15 protein-coding genes are annotated in these 19,327 nt (G+C 67.9%); 9 read left to right on the plus strand and 6 right to left on the minus strand.

The genetic code is table 11. The features are described from left to right. Positions 1-47: 47 nt before the first annotated feature. The 4 genes from G369_RS0116930 to G369_RS0116945 all read left to right on the plus strand — a co-directional run bounded on the left by G369_RS0116930 (position 48) and on the right by G369_RS0116945 (position 3,275). A complete protein-coding gene (locus G369_RS0116930; protein WP_026346438.1) occupies positions 48-1,019 on the plus strand; it encodes a tripartite tricarboxylate transporter substrate binding protein in 972 nt (323 codons plus the stop codon). Between the two features lie 68 nt (positions 1,020-1,087). Then, positions 1,088-1,666, plus strand: coding sequence for an amino acid synthesis family protein (locus tag G369_RS0116935; RefSeq protein ID WP_019655207.1), 579 nt, complete (start codon positions 1,088-1,090; stop codon positions 1,664-1,666). Between the two features lie 2 nt (positions 1,667-1,668). Further along, entirely contained in the window at positions 1,669-2,676 is a 1,008-nt protein-coding gene (locus G369_RS0116940; protein WP_019655208.1) for a zinc-dependent alcohol dehydrogenase family protein, read from the plus strand. A gap of 38 nt (positions 2,677-2,714) precedes the next feature. Continuing rightward, on the plus strand, positions 2,715-3,275 hold the full coding sequence (locus tag G369_RS0116945; protein ID WP_019655209.1) for a VOC family protein: 561 nt from the start codon (positions 2,715-2,717) through the stop codon (positions 3,273-3,275). A 161-nt stretch (positions 3,276-3,436) separates the two neighbouring features. On the opposite strand, the gene G369_RS37125 is transcribed toward G369_RS0116945, so the two are convergent. Further along, positions 3,437-4,159 (minus strand): TetR/AcrR family transcriptional regulator, encoded by a 723-nt coding sequence (locus tag G369_RS37125; protein WP_020723113.1) that lies wholly within the window; start codon positions 4,157-4,159, stop codon positions 3,437-3,439. A 138-nt stretch (positions 4,160-4,297) separates the two neighbouring features. Between G369_RS37125 and G369_RS0116955 the strand changes: the two genes are divergently transcribed. Genes G369_RS0116955 through G369_RS0116965 form a run of 3 tightly spaced genes read left to right on the plus strand, consistent with a single transcriptional unit; the run spans position 4,298 to position 7,813 of the window. After that, on the plus strand, positions 4,298-5,317 hold the full coding sequence (locus G369_RS0116955; RefSeq protein WP_157773708.1) for a tripartite tricarboxylate transporter substrate binding protein: 1,020 nt from the start codon (positions 4,298-4,300) through the stop codon (positions 5,315-5,317). Then, complete coding sequence (locus G369_RS0116960) at positions 5,317-6,090, plus strand: cyclase family protein (protein ID WP_019655212.1); 774 nt, start codon at positions 5,317-5,319, stop codon at positions 6,088-6,090. Before G369_RS0116955 ends, G369_RS0116960 begins: the two co-directional genes overlap by 1 nt. Before the next feature lie 19 nt (positions 6,091-6,109). Next, on the plus strand, positions 6,110-7,813 hold the full coding sequence (locus tag G369_RS0116965; RefSeq protein ID WP_019655213.1) for a CocE/NonD family hydrolase: 1,704 nt from the start codon (positions 6,110-6,112) through the stop codon (positions 7,811-7,813). A 136-nt stretch (positions 7,814-7,949) separates the two neighbouring features. Here G369_RS0116965 and G369_RS0116970 read toward each other — a convergent pair whose 3' ends face one another. The 3 genes from G369_RS0116970 to G369_RS0116980 form a co-directional block, all read right to left on the minus strand. After that, positions 7,950-9,158, minus strand: coding sequence for a CaiB/BaiF CoA transferase family protein (locus G369_RS0116970; protein WP_019655215.1), 1,209 nt, complete (start codon positions 9,156-9,158; stop codon positions 7,950-7,952). Positions 9,159-9,242: 84 nt separating this feature from the next. After that, on the minus strand, positions 9,243-10,199 hold the full coding sequence (locus G369_RS0116975) for a Bug family tripartite tricarboxylate transporter substrate binding protein (protein ID WP_019655216.1): 957 nt from the start codon (positions 10,197-10,199) through the stop codon (positions 9,243-9,245). A gap of 152 nt (positions 10,200-10,351) precedes the next feature. Beyond that, positions 10,352-11,263, minus strand: a complete 912-nt coding sequence (locus G369_RS0116980; protein ID WP_019655217.1) for a LysR family transcriptional regulator — start codon at positions 11,261-11,263, stop codon at positions 10,352-10,354. A gap of 414 nt (positions 11,264-11,677) precedes the next feature. Between G369_RS0116980 and G369_RS0116985 the strand changes: the two genes are divergently transcribed. Further along, positions 11,678-13,042, plus strand: a complete 1,365-nt coding sequence (locus G369_RS0116985) for a M20 metallopeptidase family protein (protein WP_019655218.1) — start codon at positions 11,678-11,680, stop codon at positions 13,040-13,042. A gap of 16 nt (positions 13,043-13,058) precedes the next feature. On the opposite strand, the gene G369_RS0116990 is transcribed toward G369_RS0116985, so the two are convergent. Then, positions 13,059-15,287 carry a LamG-like jellyroll fold domain-containing protein gene (locus tag G369_RS0116990; protein WP_019655219.1) on the minus strand — a complete coding sequence of 743 codons (2,229 nt, stop codon included), beginning with the start codon at positions 15,285-15,287 and terminating at the stop codon, positions 13,059-13,061. A gap of 443 nt (positions 15,288-15,730) precedes the next feature. Between G369_RS0116990 and G369_RS0116995 the strand changes: the two genes are divergently transcribed. After that, positions 15,731-17,731 carry a phosphatase PAP2 family protein gene (locus tag G369_RS0116995; RefSeq protein ID WP_019655220.1) on the plus strand — a complete coding sequence of 667 codons (2,001 nt, stop codon included), beginning with the start codon at positions 15,731-15,733 and terminating at the stop codon, positions 17,729-17,731. Between the two features lies 1 nt (position 17,732). On the opposite strand, the gene G369_RS0117000 is transcribed toward G369_RS0116995, so the two are convergent. Next, the gene (locus G369_RS0117000) at positions 17,733-19,142 is read right to left on the minus strand and encodes an aminotransferase-like domain-containing protein (protein WP_019655221.1); all 1,410 of its coding nucleotides are present in this window, start codon (positions 19,140-19,142) and stop codon (positions 17,733-17,735) included. Positions 19,143-19,327: the final 185 nt, after the last annotated feature.

Raw genomic sequence — 19,327 nt, forward strand, 5'->3', positions numbered from 1 at the left:
GCATCGCGCGAGACGTCCGCAAAGGGCGCCGCCTCAGGAGACAAGACTTGAAACGCAGACATCTTCTCGCCGCATGCGCGGCGTCGGCCGCCGCATGGCCGGCCTTGCAGGCCTTCGCACAAGGCTACCCCGAGCGGCCCGTGAAGCTCTACCAGGGCTTCGCGCCGGGCGGCAACGCCGACGCGATCGCCAGGGCCATCGGCATCGAGATGAGCAAGACGCTCGGACAACCGGTGGTCGTGGAGGCGCAGGCGGGCGCGGGCGGCACGATCGCCGCGGCCACGGTGGCGCGCGCCAGGCCCGACGGCTACACGCTGCTGCTGGCCACCGGCGGGCACGCCGTGGCGGGCGCGCTGTACAACACGCTGCCCTACAAGACCGTGGCCGACTTCGAGGCGGTGTCCACCGTCACCTATTTCCCGTTCCTGATCGTCGTCAACGCGAATTCGAAGGCACAGGGCCTCGCCGAGATCCTCGCCACGGCGAAGGCCGCGCCGGGCACCGTCGCCTACGGCACGGCCGGCATCGGCTCGACGCACCACCTTGCGGGCGAGCTGCTCACCAAGATGGCCGGCGTGTCGATGATGCACGTGCCCTACCGGGGCGACGCCGCCTCGGTGACCGCGCTGCTGGGCGGCGAGGTGCCGTTCATCATCGCGCCGCCCACCGCGGTGCTGTCGAACATCCAGGCGGGCAAGCTGCGCGCCGTGGCGGCGACGGGCCCGCAGCGCTGGCCCGGCCTGCCGAAGGTGCCGACCGTCGCGGAGCAGGGCGTCGCGGGGTATGACGTGCGCTCCTGGGCGGGCATCCTGGCGCCGGCGGGCACGCCGCGGCCCATCGTCGACCGGCTCAATGCCGAGACGCTGCATGCGCTGCAGGCCTCTTCGGTGCGCCAGCGCCTGGAAGACATGGGCGGCGAGGCGCGCGGCAGCACGCCCGAGGAGATGAGGGCCCTCGTGGCCCGGGAGCTTGAGAAGTGGACCCAGGTGGTGGCCGACGCGAAGATTCCCCGGCAGTGAATCAACGAATGAATGAACGAACGAACCGATGAACGGACAAGCGAGATGAAGAACGAAGGAGCCGCACCATGTCACTGATCGCCCTGCGCAAGAGAAGCCTCACCGTGGAGACCGTGTTCCACGAGGGCGGCCCGCCGCCCGCGAAGCCGTTGCGCATCGCGGCCGCCTGCGCGGTGATCCGCAACCCCTACGCCGGGCGCTACGAGCCCGACCTGCTGCCCTTCATGGCGGAACTGCGAAGCCTCGGCACCTCCCTGGCCGAGGAACTCGTCGCGACGCTCGGCAAGGACAAGGTCGAGGCGTACAGCAAGGCGGCGATCGTCGGCGTCAACGGCGAGCTCGAGCACGGCGCCGTCTGGCACGAGGCGGGCGGCTGGGCGATGCGCCAGGTGCTCGGCGACCCCAAGGCGATCGTGCCGGCGGCCAAGGTCGTCGCGGCGACCGGCTATCGCCTCATGGTGCCGCTGCACTACATCCATGCGGCCTACGTGCGCAGCCACTTCAACACCTTCGAGGTGGGCATCCAGGATGCGCCCCGGCCCGACGAGATCCTCTTCGCCCTGGTGATGGCCGACGGCGGCCGCGTCCACTCGCGCCTCGGCGGCCTCGCCAAGGAGCAGGTGTCGGTGCACGACGGGCAGCGCTGAACATGGCGGGCCTTCACACCATGCGCGCCGTGCAGCTGTCCGAGACCGGCGGCCCCGAAGTCCTGCGGCTGGTCGAGCTGCCGCTGCCCGAGCCGGCGCCGGGCCAGGTGCGCGTCAGGGCCGCGGCGATCGGCGCGGGCGGGCCGGACGTGCTCATCCGCAACGGCACCTACAAGTGGATGCCGCCGCTGCCAGCCATTCCCGGCAACGAGATGGCGGGAACGGTCGATGCCGTCGGCGCGGGCGTCACCCGCTTGTCGGTGGGCGATCGCGTGCTCGTCAGCGCGCGCGAACTCGCGCAGCGCGGAGGCTGCTATGCGGAGCACATCTGCGTGAGCGAGCAGGCCCCGTTCGTTCTGCCATCGGCGCTGGGCTTCGACGACGCGGTGAGCCTGGGCAACTTCCAGCTCGCCATCGCGCTGCTGGCGAGCAACGGCAACCTGCCGGCACGGACCATCCTCGTGCCGGGTGCGGCAGGCGGTGTCGCGACCGCGCTGGCGCAGGTCGCGCGTGCGCGCGGCCTGCGCGTGATCGGCACCGCCTCGTCGCACGAGAAGCGCGCCTTCGCGCTGGAGAACGGCGTGAGCGAGGTCATCGACGGCGATCCCGCGACGCTGCCCGAGCGCGTGATGGCGCTGACCGACGGGCGCGGCGCGGACCTCGCGTTCGACCATGTCGGCGGGGCGCTCTTCATCGCGTGCCTGCGCTCGCTGGCGCCCTTCGGCATGGCGGTGTCGTACAACATCCTCTCGGGGCCGCCCGCGAGCGATGTCTTCGACGAGCTGCGCAAGCTGCTCGGCAAGAGCCTGGCGATCCGCACCTTCTCGATCCACACCGTCGACAGCGACGTCGCGCACCGCCGCGGACTCATGGAAGAAGCCATCGCCCTCATGGCGGCGGGCAAGGTGCGCGCCCCACGCGCAACCCGCATGCCGCTGGCCGAGGCGCGACGCGCGCACGAGCTGCTGGACAGCGGCGGCTCGCTCGGCAAGCTGGTCCTCGCCCCCTGAACCGGCGCGCGCTCCAACGAACACTCCCGAGGCCCATCGTGACCGCTCCCTACATTCCCAATCTCTCGCACTGCGGCATCTTCTGCCGCGACCTCGCCGTGATGAAGCGCTTCTACACCGGCGTGTTCGACATGCAGGAAACCGACCGCGGCGTCGGCGGCACCTTCCGCTACGAGCTCGTCTTCCTGAGCGGGCGGGATGACCAGCACCACCAGCTGGTGCTTGCCGGCGGCCGCGCGCCCGAAGCGCCGAGCACCGTGATGCAGCTGTCGTTCAAGGTCGCCACCATCGACCATCTGCGGGAGGCGCGCCGCCGCGCACTGTCGCTGGGCGCGACGAAGATGCGTGGCCTGAACCACGGCAACGCACTGTCGATCTACTGCATGGACCCGGAAGACAACACGGTCGAGGTCTACCTCGACACGCCGTGGTACGTGAGCCAGCCGCACGGCGATCCGCTGGACCTGGAAGATGCCGACGAGGCGATCTGGGCCCAGACCGAGCGGGTGGTGCGCTCCGACCCGAGCTTCATGCCGGCGCAGGAGTGGGCGGCGCGGTTCGCCCAGCGCAGCGAGGCATGGCGCACGGCGGGCCGCTGAAAAGACAGGCGGCCGGGGCCGAGGTGGCCTGCTCTCTCGCGTCAACTGGTGCGCCGACATGGCGCAGACGCGTCGACGAGCCGTTCGCTTCGAGTGGCGGCGCCACCCTGGCTATTGCGGCCTCGCTGCGTAGCGGGCCGCATGTGCCGATGGATGCGGCCCTATCTGGACGCAGGCGCGCGCATGCCCCCCACGATGAAGTCGACGAGCGCCGTTCGCACGGCCTGACCATCGGGCGCCGTGGCCTTGCTTCCCGAGAGGCGCTGCAGGCGGTTGGTTCTTCCCCTGTCGCTCAATGAGAGAACGACGGTGCTGACCATCAGCATGTAGCGCAGGTACATCAGCTCCATCGGGATCTCCGGCATCGCGTCGTGCAGCGCCGCGACGAACTGCTTCGCCATCGGATCGAAGTGTTTCTTGATCACGCGCTCGGTCATGGGCGACGGCGACAGGCGATGCTTGAGGATCAATTGCGCGAGCAACTGGCCCTCGGTGGCGGCATCGGGGCCGACATAAGGGTCCACGAACGTGGACACGATGTTCTCCACATCCGGCTTGCGGCCCGCCGCCTTCGCAGCCGAAATGATTTCTTCCAGGGCGCGTATGCGGCGCTTGTTGACGCGCGCGGAGAGCTCTCCGAAGACGGCCTCCGCCAGCGCTTCCGTGCCGCCGAAGTGGTAGTGGATTGCAGCGACATTGACACCGGCGTGGCTCGTCAGGGCCCTGACGGGAACGCCGTCGATGCCTTTCTCGGCATACAGCGCCAGCGCCGAATCGATGATCTTTTGCTGGGTGAGGCGATCGGGTGAGGGGGGCGGTCGTCCTGGCATGTCCACGGAGGGGAGGGAAAGAAGTCTGGTGCCGGCAGCCGCGATGCGGCGCATGGCGTCCTTGGCCGATTCTGCATCACTTCGGGACGGGAAGACATCCGATCAATCAGTCGTTTGAATCGTGCGATTGGAATTCAGTCACTGAAAAAACGACCGATTGAAACAAGCGTTTTATTTGTCTAGAATTTGCCTGTGGCCGAACCTGGCGAGCACATCGCAGCAGGCGGCGCCTCAGGAGACAAACCCATGTTGAGTAGAAGAACGGTCCTCGCCGGCGCTGCGGCCACGCTCGCGGCGCCATTGGTGAAAGCCGCAACGCCCCTGCCTGAAATGCTCAGGATCGTGATGCCGTTTCCCGCGGGAGGTGCCCTGGACGGATTGACGCGCATCTTTGCCGACACCTACCAGAAGGTGACGGGCCGCACCTGCATCGTCGACAACAGGCCCGGGGCGGCAACGACCATCGGTGCGGCCGAGGTTTCGCGCGCGAAGCCCGACGGCTCGGTCGTGCTGTGGACGACCGGCGGACATCTGACCAACGGCGTGCTGATGAAGAAGCTGCCCTACCACCCGATCGAGGGTTTCACTCCCTTGTCGATGGTCTACACGACCTACGGTTTCGCTCTGCTGCACAGGGCGACCGGGCCATTCCACTCGCTGGCCGACTTCATCGCGGCCGCGAAGAAGCAGCCGGGCAGTTTCAGCTACGCCTCGGCCGGCAACGGCAACACCACGCACGTGGTGGGGGCCCTCTTCGCGAAGCAGGCGGGCATCGAGCTGATCCACGTGCCCTACAAGGGCACACCGCTGACGGACCTGATCAGCGGTGTGGTCGATGTGTCCTTCATCGCGCCATCGTCGGTGATGCAGTACATCGACGCCGGCAAGATCAGGGCGCTCGCGATCACCGGCGCGCAGCGCGCGGATACGCTGCCCAACGTGCCCACCTTCGCGGAGCTGGGAATGCCGGACATCGACATCCCCGCATGGATCGGGATGCTTGCGCCGCCGAACATGTCGCCCGACGTGCTGGCCGCCCTGTACGCCGGCGTCTCGAAGACACTGGCAGACCCGGGCTTCAAGGCCAAGATGGTGACGTTCGGCAACCAGGTCTCGGGCATGCCGCCGCAGCAATTCAAGGCCTATCTGGAGAAGGAGTTTGCGCGCTATCAGCGCATCCTTCCTCCCCTCGGCATCGAAATGGATTCGTGATGTTCAAGAAGATCGTGGACCTTTCCATCTTCCTGGAGAACGACGTGATCTCCGATCCGCCGGCCTTCGCTCCCAGGATCCACTACATGGACCACTCGCAGAGCTTCGGCCGCCTGGCCCAGTTCTTCCCGGGGCTGAAGCCGGAGGATCTGCCCGACGGCGAGGCATGGGCGGTCGAGAAGGTCGAGCTCAGCACGCACAACGGCACGCACCTCGATGCCCCCTGGCATTTCGCCTCGACGATGAATCGCGGGGAGCCCGCGATCACCATCGACCAGGTGCCGCTCGAATGGTGCCTGCAGCCTGGCGTGAAGCTGGATTTCAGGCACTTCGAGGATGGCTACGTAGTGCAGGCCGCGGACGTCGAGGCGGAACTGCGGCGCGTCGGCCACACGCTGCAGCCGCTGGAGATCGTGATGATCAACACGCGTGCCGGCAGTCGCTACGGTCGATCCGATTTCGTGCAGTCGGGTTGCGGCATGGGCTACGACGCGACCATGTATCTCCTGGAACGCGGCGTGCGTGTGACCGGCACGGACGCCTGGAGCTGGGATGCCCCTTTTCAATACACCGCAGAGCGCTATGGCCGCGACAAGAACCCGGCGGTGATCTGGGAAGGCCACAAGGCGGGCCGCGACATCGGCTACTGCCATCTGGAGAAGCTGCACAACCTCGAAGCCCTGCCCGCGGACGGATTCTTCGTGTCCTGCTTCCCGGCGAAGGTCCGCGGCGGCTCGGCGGGGTGGACGCGCGCAGTGGCGCTGTTCCAATGAAAAAGGAAGAGACGGGAAAATGATCTTCGAAAAGAACGTACCCATCCGCCTGAGCGATGGCACGGTGCTCAGGGCCAATGTGTTCAGGCCCGACGATGGTGTGCCCGCACCTGTTCTCATGACGCACGGGCCCTATGGCAAGGACGCGCATTTCGAGGATGCCTTCAAGCCGCAATGGGACGAGCTCAAGCGGCTGTACCCGGGCATCGACACCGAAGGCAGTTCGGGCAGGTACCTGCGCTGGGAGGTGGCCGACCCGGAGCGCTGGATTCCGTGGGGCTATGCGATCGTGGTCGTCGACAGCCGCGGCGCCGGGGAGTCGCCCGGCAAGCTCTGGGCCTGGTCACCGCAGGAGACGGACGACTATGCCGAATGCATCGAGTGGGCCGGTACGCAGGAATGGTCGAACGGCAAGGTCGGGCTGCTGGGCATCTCCTACTACGCGATGAACCAGTGGCAGGTCGCCGCGCGCCGTCCCGCCCATCTGGCCGCCATCTGTCCGTGGGAGGGGGCCAGCGACCTGTATCGAGACGCCAGCCACCACGGGGGAATCTTCGGCAACTTCTTCTTCGAGTACTGGTTTCCCAAGCAGATCCTGTCGGTGCAGAACGGCAATTCCGGCAGCCCCTACATCGATCGGGAAACGGGTGGGACGAGCACGGGCACGGCCCTGGATGAAGACACGCTTCGCGGCAACCGTGTGGACGTCATCGAGGAGTTCCGGTCGCATCCGTTGATCGATGGCTGGTACGACGCCCGGACGGCGAAGCTCGCGGACATCGAGGTGCCGGTGCTGTCCGCCGGCAACTGGGGCGGGATGGGACTGCACCTTCGCGGCAACGTGCAGGGCTTCATGGGCGCCGGCTCGCGGCAGAAGTGGCTGCAGATGCATGGCGGGACGCACTGGGAGTCGTTCTACCTGCCCGAGTACGTGCAGCTGCAGAAGCGCTTCTTCGACAGGTTCCTCAAAGGCGAGTCCAACGGCTGGGACGCGCAGCCGCCCGTGATGCTGGAGGTGCGCCATCCCGACCGGTTCGAGCAGCGATCCGAACACGAATGGCCCATCGCCCGCACGCAGTGGACGCGCATGTACCTCGACGCGGGACGCCGCGCCTTGGCGCCCGAACCGCTCGGTGCCATCGCTTTTGCGACTTACCGGGCGCCGGGGCGTGGCGTGGAGTTCCTGAGTGCGCCCATGGAGGCGCAGACGGAATTCACGGGACCTGTCGCGCTGGTGCTTTGGGTTCGGTCCAGCACGGAGGACATGGATCTCTTCGTCACCCTGCGTGCCTACGACCCGGAGGGCAGGGAAGTGCTCTTCCGGGGAGCGACCGATCCGCAGGTGCCGATCGCTCAGGGGTGGCTGAGAGCGTCGCATCGCAAGACGGACCCCCAACGCTCGCGGCCGGGGCAGCCATTCCACACGCACACGGAGGTCGAGCCGCTCACACCGGGCGAGGACTATCGACTGGAGATCGAGGTCTGGCCCACTTCCATCGTGTTGCCGCGCGGGTACCGCCTGGCGCTCAGGATCGATGCGCAGGACTTCGAGCGCGAAGGCGCGGCAGGTCCGCGCAAGGGGTCCGGCCCATTCCTGCATACCGATCCGCAGGACCGACGGCCGGACGTCTTCCGCGGCGAGAACACCATCCTCGCCGGCGGACGCTACGACTCGCACCTGCTACTTCCCCTGATTCCACCCGCAGGGCATCGCCGAGGCTGAGGCTGAGCCTCGGGCCGGGGATGGTCGAGCGCGCCGACGAGGCCCTTGTCGACCTGGCTGACGGGACGGCGCGCCGCGGCGGGCTTCCGGCTGGACGACAAAGGGGGCGGGCGCGCACCGCCGACGCGATGCCGCGCTAGCGGACGACCTTCTTCTCGCCGAGCGCCTGCAGCCGCTCGCGGGTCACGCCCAGCAGCTCGCCGAGCACCTCGGCCGTGTGTTCGCCCAGGTGCGGTGGCGGGTGTCGAACGCCGGCGCGCGTGCCGTCGATGACGTAGGGCGGCGCATGCACGGCCTGCGTGCCCGCTTCCGTGTCCTCGAACTCGTGCCAGACCTGGGCCTGACGCGTGCGCTGCGACTGCAGGGCCTCGTAGAGACCCAGCACCTCGCCGCAGGGAATGCCCGCGCGCTCCATGCGCTCGATGAGGTCGGCCCTCGCGTGCTTGCGGATCTGCGCGAGCAGGAGCGGCAGGAGTTCGCCGCGGTTCTTCGAGCGTTCGGTGTTCTTCTCGAAGCGGGGGTCGAGCGGCAGCTCGGGGCAGAAGATCACTTCCTCGCAGAACTTGCGGAACTGGCTGTTGTTGCCCACCGCGATCACCACTGGCCCGTCCGCGGCGTCGAACACGCCATACGGAACGATCGAGGGATGCGAGTTGCCGAACTTGGCCGGATCGCGCTTGTTCAGCCAGGCGGTCAGTCCGTAGTAGGACGTGATCATCATGCCGCTGTCGTACAGCGACATCTGGATGTGGCGTCCCTCGCCGGTGCGCGTGCGCGCGTACAGCACCGCCAGGATCGCCTGCGCCGCGTACATGCCGGTGAACATGTCGACCGCGGCGACGCCGAACTTCAGCGGCCCCTGGCCTTCCTCGCCGTTCATCGCCATCAGCCCGGTCTCGCCCTGGATCACGAGGTCGTAGCCGGGGCGGGCCTTCTCGGGGCCGAGCACCGGGTAGCCCGAGATCGAGCAGTAGACGATCGCCGGGTTGACCTTCTTCAGGTCGTCGTAGCCCAGGCCCATCTTCTGCGCGCCGCCGTACTTGAAGTTCTGGATCACCACGTCGCATTTCGTGGCCAGCTCACGCACGAGGTCGCGGCCTTCCTCGGCCTGCAGGTCGACGCAGATCGAGCGCTTGTTGCGGTTGCAGCTGTTGAAGTAGGAGGTGTTGTGGCTGCCGATGCGCACGCCCCAGTCGCGCGTGTCGTCGCCGCGCTCGGGATGCTCCACCTTGATGACCTCGGCGCCGAGGTCCGCCAGCGCCATCGCGCACAGCGGCCCGGCCATGACGCGGGAGAGATCCAGGACGCGGACGCCGGTCAGCGGCAGCGGAGAGGGGTGGTTCATGCGGGGCGGGAGATTCGGGGAAGAAAGAACGAAGGAAGAACGAAGGGCGCGGGCAACGCGCCGCGCCCTTCCGGGAGACGTCGATCAGTTCGACTGCTTGGGCAGGTTCAGGCTCTGCAGCACCGGCAGCCAGCGGTCCGACTCGGCCTTGACGAACCTGTCGAGGTCCTCGGGGCTGCCGCCGCGCGGCTCCATGCCGATGGCGCGGGCGCGCGTCACGAAGTCGGGGTCGGCGATCACCTGGTTGACGGCCTTGTTGAGCCGCTCGATCGCCGCCTTCGGCGTGCCCGCAGGCACCGACAGCGAATACCACAGCGTGGCCTCCATGTCGTAGCCCTGCTCCTTGAAGGTGGGGGCATCGGGCACCTGGGGCAGGCGCTTGCCGTCCATCACGCCGAGCACGCGCAGCTTGCCGGCCTTCACGTAGGGCAGCGCCCCGGTGATGGAGGTGCCGTGGATGTCGATCTGGCTGCCGAGCAGCGCCTGCAGCGCGGGGGCGTCGCCGTTGAACGGGATGTGGGTGGTGCTGAAACCCTGGGCCTTCTCGAAGGCGGTGGGCGCCAGGTTGGTGAGGATGGCCGCGCCCGGTGAGGCGCGGTTGATCTTGCCCGGATTCTGCTTGGCGTAGGCGACCATCTCCTTGATGCTCTTGTAGGGCAGGTCGGTGCGCCCGACGATGATGGCCGGCTGGTAGGCGATCTGCGTGACCGATGCGAAGTCCTTCGCCGGGTCGTAGGGCAACTTGTCGTAGAGCACGCTGTTGCTCGCCAGCGTGCCCAGCGAGGAGACGAGCACGGTGTGCCCGTCGGGCCTGGCGCGCGCGACGTAGTCGGCCGCGAGGATGCCGCTGGCGCCGGGCTTGTTCTCGATGATGACGTTCAACCCCTGCTTGTTGAGTTCCTGCGCGAGGATGCGGCAGTACTGGTCGGTGCCGCCGCCGGCGGCGAAGGGCACGACGATGCGCGTGACTTGCTGCGCGAAGGCGCTGCCGAGCGTGCTCGCGCCGATCGCCAGCCCCACGATGATGTTGCGGAAGCTCACGTTGTCTCCTGGTTCTGGTCCCCATTGGACTCGCGGACCAGTCTAGATGGCGGGCGGCGAGGCAGCGCTGCAGGGTGTGAAAAGCAGCTTTGCACGCGGCGTCGCGATGCCGCCTGGAATGGGCGGCGCCAGGCGCCGGGTGCCGACAGGCGCTAGCGCTGCCCTTCGTCCTTCAGCGCCTCGGCCACGAAGTCGACGAAGGCGCGCACCTTCAGCGGCAGGGTGCGGTTCTGGCGGAAGACGGCGAAGATGCCGTTGGAGTAGGCCCGCACCGCGAAGCGGTAATCCGGCAGCAGCCGCACCAGCGCGCCCGAACGCAGGTCGCCGCGCACCGTGGCTTCCGACAGCAGCGCGATGCCCATGCCGCCGATCGCGGCCAGGCGCAGCAGTTCGCCGTTGTTGGCGCTGAGCACGCCCTGGATCGGGATCTCCTGCTGCTCGCCGGCTTCGTCGAGGTACTTCCAGATGGTGGCCTCGCGCTCGCGTTTGTAGGTCAGGCAGCGAACGTTCGGCAGGTCGGTGGGGTGCTTGATGCGCGAGTACGTCTTCACGAAGGCGGGGCTGGCCACCAGCACCTCGTCGCTGGACAGCAGCCGCTTGATCACGAAGCCGGAGTCGTTCGATTCGCCGGTGCGGATGTCGACGTCGAAGTCGTGCTCCACCAGGTTGACCGGGTGTTCCGAAAGCTCGATCTCCACCTGGATGTCCGGATAGAGCTGCGCGAATCGCGGCAGCAGCGGCGCCACCACCCGCAGCCCGATGTGGGTGCGCGAGTGCACCCGCAGCCGGCCCTCGGGCCGCTGGCGGGCGTCGCGTGCGGCCTGCTCGGCCTCGGCCATCGATTCGAGCACGACCTCGGCGCGCTCCAGGAAGGCCTGGCCCGCCTCGGTCATCCGCAGGTTGCGGCTGGTGCGGTCCACCAGCTGCACGCCCAGTTCCTCCTCGAGCGCGCTGATGCGCCGCGAGATGGTGGCCGGCGAGAGGCTGAGGCTGCGCGCCGCGGCCGAGAGGCTGCCCTTCCTCTGGGTGGTGACGAAGATGCGCAGCGAGTCGAGGGCCTTCATTTCAAGAGATGCAAACAAGCTGTGCGCACATTGGCGATCCGCATCCGGCTGCGCCTTCTACGATGCGTGCCCGCAGGCACCGGGAGCACGGTCGGCATGGTCAACGGACTTCGGAATCTTCACTCTGATGCAGCAGCGGAACAAGCATGAAAACCTCCGGCAGCGAGCCGGTCGGGGCGCCAGCGCGGGCGGGAGTATCCGTCGGGCTGCCTGCATTGTCGTCGCAGCGCTGCGTGCATCCGCAGGCGCGTACAGACGCAGGCGGTCGATCGCCCAGGCGCGTTCGCCGCGATGAAGCCGGCGCGTCTCCTCGGTGACTCTGCACAGGAGCCCGGCACGAAGCGGATCTCCACCGGGCGATAGATTCGGCAAGGTGCCATCCAGCCCAACCACCCAGCAACTCTCGCAATCACCATGAAGTTTCGACACCACGCTTGCGCATTCATCCTTGCAGCCGCCTTCGCCGGTGCGCATGCGCAGGGCGCGGCACCCGTCACGCCTGCCGCTTCCGCCTCGCTGCTCGCACAGGCGCTGGCCCTGTCCGACGGCGTGCAGCCGCAGGTGGTCGAATGGCGCCGGCACATCCACCAGAACCCCGAACTCGCGTACCAGGAGACCGGCACCGCCAAGTACATCGCCCAGGCCCTTGCCGGCATGCCCGGCGTGGAGATCAGGACCGGCATCGCAGGCACGGGCATCAAGGCCGTGCTGCGCGGCGCACTGCCCGGTCCGGTGGTGGCGCTGCGGGCGGACATGGACGCCCTGCCCGTGGAGGAGCGCAACGACCTGCCTTTCCGGTCCACGGCAAAGGGCGACTGGCTCGGCAAGCAGGTTCCGGTGTCGCACGTCTGCGGCCACGACACGCATGTCGCCATGCTGCTGGGCGCGGCCAGGGTGCTGTCCTCGCTGCGCGGGCAGCTGGCCGGCACGGTGGTCTTCATCTTCCAGCCGGCCGAGGAGATCGGCCCCGGCCTGGGCAAGTCCAGCGGAGCCATGGCCATGGTGCGCGAGGGCGTGCTCGACAACCCGAAGGTCGACGTGGTGCTCGGACAGCACATCAGCAACCAGGCGCCCGCCGGCGCGATCCGCTACAGGCCAGGGCCGATGCTGGCCAGCATCGACGTGTTCAACATCAAGTTCAAGGGCGTCGGCGGTCACGGCGCCGCGCCGTGGGCCTCGAACACGCCCATGCTGGCCGCGGCGGAGACCGTGCTCGGCCTGCAGAACATCGTGAGCCACCGGCTCAACCCCACCATCGACGGTGGGCCGACCATCGTGACCACGGGCATGCTGCAAAGCGGCAACCGCTTCAACGTGCTGCCCGAGACGGCCGAGATCTCCGGCACGATCCGCGCGCTTTCGGCGACGAACCAGAAGATCGCGCAAGAGGAGATCCGTCGCCGCGCCACCGGCATCGCGGCGAGCTACGGCGTGCAGGCCGACGTCAAGATCGACAGCGGCGACGGCTACGAGGTGCTGGTGAACGACCCGCAGGCCACGCTCTCGCTGGTGGGTGCCTTCGGCGCCGCCGCCGGCAGTGCCTCGAAGGTGAGCCAGATGCCCGCCTCCATGGGGTCGGAAGACTTCGGAGCATTCGGCTCGACCGGCGTGCCGGTGGTGTTCTGGATGCTCAACGCCTCGCCGATGGGCGACAAGGACGGGCCGGTGAACCACTCGCCGCTGTTCCAGGTGGACGAGTCGGCGATGCGCGTGGGCGTGCGCGCGCTGGCCGCGGCCACGCTGTCGCAGCTGGCCAGCGCGAAGTCCGCGGGCCGCTGAGGACCCGCGGCGAGCTTCAGGCAGCGCGCGCCGTCAGCCACTTGTCGGAGCTCAGCGGTGCGCCGACGATGCGGATCTCGCCGATGCTGCCGAGGAAGCCGGTGGACATGTTGCCGGCCCACTGGGCGCAACCGATCGCGACCTGCTGCGTCGCCGACACGAACTGGATGCCCTTCATGTTCGTGTTGTTGCGCAGCACGGGTGCGCCCTCGACGTACATCGTCGTCGAGTAGGACTTCGAGGGCTCGTTGACGATGGCGACGTGCAGCCACTGCCCGGCGGACACACCGCCCGACCAGCAGGGCAGGCTGGTCGCCTGGCCCACCGGAACGATCTCCCACTGGAACTCCATCAGGTTCGAGAAGGCGAACATCAGGGCGCAGTCGCCGTCGCCCGAACCGAAGCCCGGCAGGTTCGACTGTGCGCCCAGGCGGTACATGATGCCCATCCAGCCGTTCCTGGTGGCGTCGAAGCCCGGGTCGATGTAGACGAATGCCTCGATCGTGTAGCCGTTCTGGAAGGTCTCGACGTTCAGCGCCGAGTTCTGGTCCGTCGTGAAGTAGGAGAACCTCGCCTTCACGGCGCCGACGGCATTCGTCGCGTTCAGGAAGCGCAGGCTTCCCGGTGCGGCCGACAGCGGATGATGGCTCTTCGACCAGACCAGGTCGCCCGACTGCCCCGCCCAGGTGTTGACCGAGATCGGGTTCTTGCCGCCGGGCGCGCTGTCCTGGATCTGCTGCCCGGGCTGGTAGGGAAAGAGATCGCCCTCCGCGGCCGATGCATTGAAGAAGCGCCAGTGCGCGAGCGTGTTGTCGACCTTGGGGTAGTCGTCGGGGCTCTTGGGCAGCGCGGCCGCCTTCTGCGGCGGCTGGCTGAAGTTCGTCAGGATGAGCTTCCTGGCCGCGTCGGTCAGGCTGCTGTCCGACGAGCCGGCGGGCACGGAGAAGCCGGGGTTGAAGGAGGCGAAGCGCTGGACGAAGTCGATGTTCAGCGTGAACGACTGGTTCGAATCCGACAGCCATGCGGCGTCGAACTCGTTGAGCATCGCGGCCGGCTTCAGCGGCACCCAGGGCGAGAACGAGCTCGCGACGATCTTCTTGTTCGTCAGGTCGAACTCGAACATGCGCATGAGGCCGTTGCCGCCCATGTAGGCCATCTGGTAGTCCACCACCATCAGGTGCACGTCGTTGCCGCGCGAGTTCTTCTTGGTGCTGACGCACGAGCCGTGGTAGTGGCCGCTGACCGCCATGAAGATCTGGTCGTTGTCCTTGATCAGCTTGTCCCACAGGTAGTTGGAGTAGGCGGTGTCGGCGGCCGTCTTGCCGTCGCTGCCGATGCCCACCAGCTGGTGGTTGACCAGGATCACGGGGATCGTCCTGTTGGCCTGGATCACCTTGTTGGCCCAGGCGATCGCGTCGTCGGACGCGCGCCACGACATCGAGAGCACGAGGAACTTGTTTCCCTCGGCCTGGAAGACGTGGTACTCGTGAAAGCCCGAGGAATGCCTGCCGCCGAAGGTCGCCTGCCGCTGCGCGCGCTCCGGCGGGAAGACCTTGAGGTACGGCTCCAGCAGACCGACGCGGTGGCTGCCGCCGTCCTGGTAGCCGTCGTCGTTGGCGAATCCGGTGACGCCCACGCCCCAGTCGGGGCCCCACTGCATGTCCGAGTTGATGGCCCCGACGTCATGGTTGCCTGCGCAGATCGAATAGGGGCACTTGGCGGCCTCGAGCACCTGCATGGCCTGGCTCGCGAGCTCCCATTCCTTCGTGACCTGCCCGTTGCCGAGCTGGCCATTGCCCACGAGGTCGGTGGTGGGGCTCCACGGTGCCGAGTTTTCAGCCGTGTAGTACCACGACTGGTCGACGATATCGCCCAGGTGGATCGTGAACGGCATTTTCAGCTGGCTGGCATTCTGCGCGATCCATTGCGTCTGGGATTTGAATGGATTGTCGAATTTCGGGTCGATGCCGGCATACAGCTTCTGATAGAGCCCGTGCATCTTTTCCGAGGCATATCGCGGATAGAACTGGGTGTCCGGCAGCACCGAAATCGTGAAGCTCGAGATTTTCTGTGCCGGAGTTCCCGGTGCCGCGGGCGGCGGTGCGCTGGCGGGCGAACCGGTGGCCGGCGTGCTGCCCGTACCCGTCGCGGGAAATGGGAAAGCGGCTGCGCCGCCGCCATTGCCTCCGCCACCGCAACCGGGCAGCGCAGCCGTGGCCACGCCAGTGACGGAGCCAGCCAGCATCAGCTTAAGCAATTCGCGGCGTCTGTTTTCCGGCACGCGAGCCAATTGATCGAGATATGCGCCTTCCCTGTCGGGAAATGAATTTTTTGACATGGTAATTGAATTCGGAATGGATCAAATTCTTTTTCCGGCATTTGCAAATGCCGGATGGCGCAGACTTTATGTGGCGAATATGATGATTCCGTGAATTGATTGCCGCGGAAATCAAGGCATTTGGGCTCGATTGACTCAATATTCCATGCAATCGGCAAATCGAATTGAGCGCCAATTAGGGTGCCAATCTGACCTGCGCCTGACCCGTGGAAAAGCCCGTCAATTCGGCTGTGCAATGCAGCGGAATTCGCGGCGATTCACAAGGATGACTTCTTGCATCCCTAGATTCCCGGGGCCGCGGCGGCTGTTTGTGCAGCGCCGCGTCTTCTTTTTCCTCCTTTCTTTTCTTCATGCCCCATCTGCTTTCCCCCGTCCGTCCTTTCGCCATCACCCTCGTCGCAGCCCTGTGCCTCTCGGCCTGCGGCGGTGGCGGCGGGGAAGGCGGCTTCTCGTTCCCGATCGCCGGCACGCCGCCCGCCACGGCCAACCCGCCCGCCGTGGCCGTCGCCGGCCCGCCGAAGGACCTGGGCTTCACCGACTCCGCGCCCGCGCCCGATGCGGTCGCGGTCCCGCCCTTCGTCGACAACGTGGCGACCAACCAGCGCGGCGATGCGCGCTTCGCGACCAAGGAAACCAATGCCGGCGTGCGCGTGGTGGCGGGCTTCCTCGACTTCTGGCAGCCCAGCACGCTGCTGGTGGACGCGGGCGTCTCGGCACCCGCGCAGGGCAGCTTCCCGGCCGTGACCGCATCCACCTGGAGCGGCATCCCCGGCGATGCCACCGACGGCAAGATGCTCAACACCAACGTGCTGAACCGCAACATCCAGTACGTCGTCGACGCCACCAACGCGCGCACCCCTGCGCAGGAACTGGCCGCCTACCTGGACGACCGCCGCGGCAAGGGCTACAGCATCAGCGACGGCATGGGCCCGCTCACGACCGCCTGGCGCGCGGCCACGCAGCAGGTCACGACGATCACGGGCATCGCGGCGGACGCCACCACGGTGCTCTACAGCGACGGCGGCAACGACGTCGGCGTGGGCGGTTCCGCCAACCCGGGCTTCGGCACGGTGGTCGACCTGCTCAAGAACATCGGCGAGAACGGCTCCACCGAGCCCGCCAAGCGCTTCTACAAGTACGCGCGGCCCTGGCGCTGGAGCAGCAGCGTGAAGGTGGTGCCCGCGCTGGAGCCCGCCAAGAACCCCACGCCTGCCATCGACGGCGGCTTCATCAGCGGCCACACGGCAGAGGCGGTGCGCGACTCCATCGCCTCCGCCTATGTCGTGCCGCAGCGCTTCCAGGAGATGGTGGCGCGCGGCCTCGAGCTCGGCGAGAACCGCATCCTCGCGGGCATGCATTCGCCGCTGGACGTGGTCGGCGGGCGCGTGCACGGGCAGGCCGTGGCCGCCGCGAGCCTGGCCACCGGCGCGAACGCAGCGCGCAAGGCCGCAGCCTTCGCCCAGGCTCAGAGCGCGCTGATGGCCGCCGTGGGCGCGAGCGATGCCGTCGCCTTCAACGACTTCGCCCATTCGCAGGGCACCACCGCCGACCGCTTCGCGGACCATGCCGCGAGCAAGGCCGACTACCTGCGCCGGCTGACCTTCGGCTTCAAGCCGGTGGGCGACACCACCAGGCCTGCGGTCGTGCCCAAGGGTGCCGAGGTGCTGCTCGAAACGCGCCTGCCCTACCTCGACGCGATGCAGCGCCGCGTGGTGCTCAAGACCACAGCCGTGCAATCGGGCTATCCGGTGATGGACGACCCCGAGGGCTGGGGCCGGCTGAACCTGTTCGATGCGGCCGACGGTTACGGCGCCTTCAACGGCGACGTGGTCGTGACCATGGATGCCGGCCGAGGCGGCTTCAATGCGCTCGACAGCTGGCGCAACAACATCGCCGGCGCCGGCAAGCTGACCAAGAAGGGCAGCGGCGCGCTGGCGCTCGGCGGCAGCAACAGCTACGCGGGCGGCACGCAACTCTCCGAAGGCACGCTGCGGGCAGACTCCGCCGCCGCCTTCGGCACGGGCAACGTCTACGTGGGCGGCGGCACGCTGGTGTGCAACGCGTCCTCGATGGTCACCATGGCCGGTGCCTACACGCAGGTGGCCGGCACCACGCTGCAGCTGAACCTGGGCGCCAACGGCGCCGGCCGGCTGAACGTGGCCGGTGTCGCCGCCGTGGACGGCACGCTGAACCTGAGCTTCAAGCCGGGTTTCGCACCCAGCGCCGGCGACACGCTCACGCTCATCAGCAGCGGCACCCTGACGGGCCGGTTCTCGGCAATCAACGCGCCGGGCTTCAAGGTCACGCCGACCTATACCGGCAACCAGCTCATCGTGCGCTTCGACGCGTGAGTCACCGGCCCCCGCCGCGATCCCCCAGGGTCGCGTGCGGATGCAGCGGATGCGCCAGCGTGTCCGCGATCAGCCGCAGCGCCTGGTCGCACTGCTCGCGCGTCATCGGGCCGCCCAGGCAGATGCGCACTGCGTCGGGCGGATCGCCGTCGGTGGAGAAGGCGGCGCTCGCGACCACGCCGACGTTCTGCGTGCGCAGGTAGGACGCGAACTCCACCGGGCTCCAGCCGGGCGTGAGCGGCAGCCACGCATGGAAGCCTTCGGGATGCGCCTGCAGGCCGCTGTCGCCCAGGTGGCGTGCAGCCAGCACCTGCCGGGCCGCCGATTCGGCGCGCACCGCCTGCAGCATCTCGTCGGCGGTGCCGTCTTCGACCCACAGCGTCGTCAGCGCGTTGGTGATCGGGGAGGCCATCACGGTGGTCGCGCGCATCGCACCTGCCAGCCGCTGCGACTGCACCACCGTCGGCGAGCACACGTATGCGCTGCGCAGCCCCGCGCCGAAGCACTTGGAGAAACCGCTCACGTAGTAGGTGAGCCCCGGCGCGAGCGTGGCCAGCGACGCGGGCGTCTGCCGCGGCAGCATGCCGTAGGCGTCGTCCTCGATGATCGGCACCGCGTAGCGCAGCGCCACGTCGGCCAGCGCCTCGCGCCGCGCGCGCGACACGGTGGCCGAGGTCGGGTTCAGCAGGGTGGGGTTGCAGTACAGCGCCTTGGGCTTGAGCGTCTTGCAGGCGTGCTCGAAGGCATCGGCGATGGGGCCGTCGTCGTCCATCTGCAGCGCATGCAGCTGCACGCCGAGCTGCGCCGCGATGGCCTTCACGCCGGGGTAGGTGAGCGACTCCACGCAAACCAGCTCGCCGGGCCGTGCGAGCTGCGAGAACAGCGCGGTAAGCACGCCGTGGATGCCGGGGCACACCAGGATGCGATCGACGCTGGCGTCGGGCACGAAAGGCCGCAGCCAGTGCATCGCGGCGGCGCGGTCGTGCGCGGTGCCGCCGAAGTCCTGGTAGCGCAGCAGGTCGTGGAAATCGACCTGCGCGAAGGCGCGGCTGGCGCTGTCGTGCAGGCGCGCCATCAGGTGCTCGTCGTCGGGCTCGGGCGGCATGTTCATCGTCATCTCGGCGCCGCTGCCACCGCGCAGCCGCAGGCTCGGGCTGCCCGAGCGGATGAAGGTGCCGGTGCCCGCGCGCGAATCGATCAGCCCGCGCTTGCGCGCCTCGGCATAGCCGCGCGCCACCGTCGTGTAGTTGAGGTCGAGGTCCGCCGCCAGCTCGCGCAGCGTGGGCAGGCGGTCCCGCACGCCCAGGCGGCCGGTCTTGATGTCGTCGGCGATCAGGTCGGCCAGCAGCAGATAGGCCGGGCGGGCGGTGTTGCGCAACTGCTTGCGCCAGTGGGCGGTGATGGTGGTCATCGGGCGTGTTCCGGCGGAGTTGATTGCATCCATTGATTGCATCTGGCCACCGATCAACATGCAGGAACCGCGCCCGCGCCAGAGGGGGCGGATGCTTCGATCAGGTGCGATCAACCCCGTTGATCGGGTGCATTGATCGCATGCGGCGTGCGTCGTCGCGGTGCGGAAATGGCCGCCGTGGCCTG

The sequence above is a fragment of the Variovorax atrisoli 110B genome (assembly GCF_000382045.1).
Taxonomy (GTDB): Bacteria; Pseudomonadota; Gammaproteobacteria; order Burkholderiales; family Burkholderiaceae_C; genus Variovorax; species Variovorax atrisoli.

What these genes read in the sequence shown, in the direction of transcription:
- G369_RS0116935 (WP_019655207.1), top strand. Translation starts at nt 1,088, where the DNA reads ATGTCACTGATCGCCCTGCGCAAGAGAAGCCTCACCGTGGAGACCGTG.
- G369_RS0116940 (WP_019655208.1), top strand. Translation starts at nt 1,669, where the DNA reads ATGGCGGGCCTTCACACCATGCGCGCCGTGCAGCTGTCCGAGACCGGC.
- G369_RS37125 (WP_020723113.1), bottom strand. Translation starts at nt 4,159, where the DNA reads ATGCGCCGCATCGCGGCTGCCGGCACCAGACTTCTTTCCCTCCCCTCC.
- G369_RS0116960 (WP_019655212.1), top strand. Translation starts at nt 5,317, where the DNA reads ATGTTCAAGAAGATCGTGGACCTTTCCATCTTCCTGGAGAACGACGTG.
- G369_RS0116965 (WP_019655213.1), top strand. Translation starts at nt 6,110, where the DNA reads ATGATCTTCGAAAAGAACGTACCCATCCGCCTGAGCGATGGCACGGTG.
- G369_RS0116970 (WP_019655215.1), bottom strand. Translation starts at nt 9,158, where the DNA reads ATGAACCACCCCTCTCCGCTGCCGCTGACCGGCGTCCGCGTCCTGGAT.
- G369_RS0116980 (WP_019655217.1), bottom strand. Translation starts at nt 11,263, where the DNA reads ATGAAGGCCCTCGACTCGCTGCGCATCTTCGTCACCACCCAGAGGAAG.
- G369_RS0116985 (WP_019655218.1), top strand. Translation starts at nt 11,678, where the DNA reads ATGAAGTTTCGACACCACGCTTGCGCATTCATCCTTGCAGCCGCCTTC.
- G369_RS0116990 (WP_019655219.1), bottom strand. Translation starts at nt 15,287, where the DNA reads ATGCTGGCTGGCTCCGTCACTGGCGTGGCCACGGCTGCGCTGCCCGGT.
- G369_RS0116995 (WP_019655220.1), top strand. Translation starts at nt 15,731, where the DNA reads ATGCCCCATCTGCTTTCCCCCGTCCGTCCTTTCGCCATCACCCTCGTC.
- G369_RS0117000 (WP_019655221.1), bottom strand. Translation starts at nt 19,142, where the DNA reads ATGACCACCATCACCGCCCACTGGCGCAAGCAGTTGCGCAACACCGCC.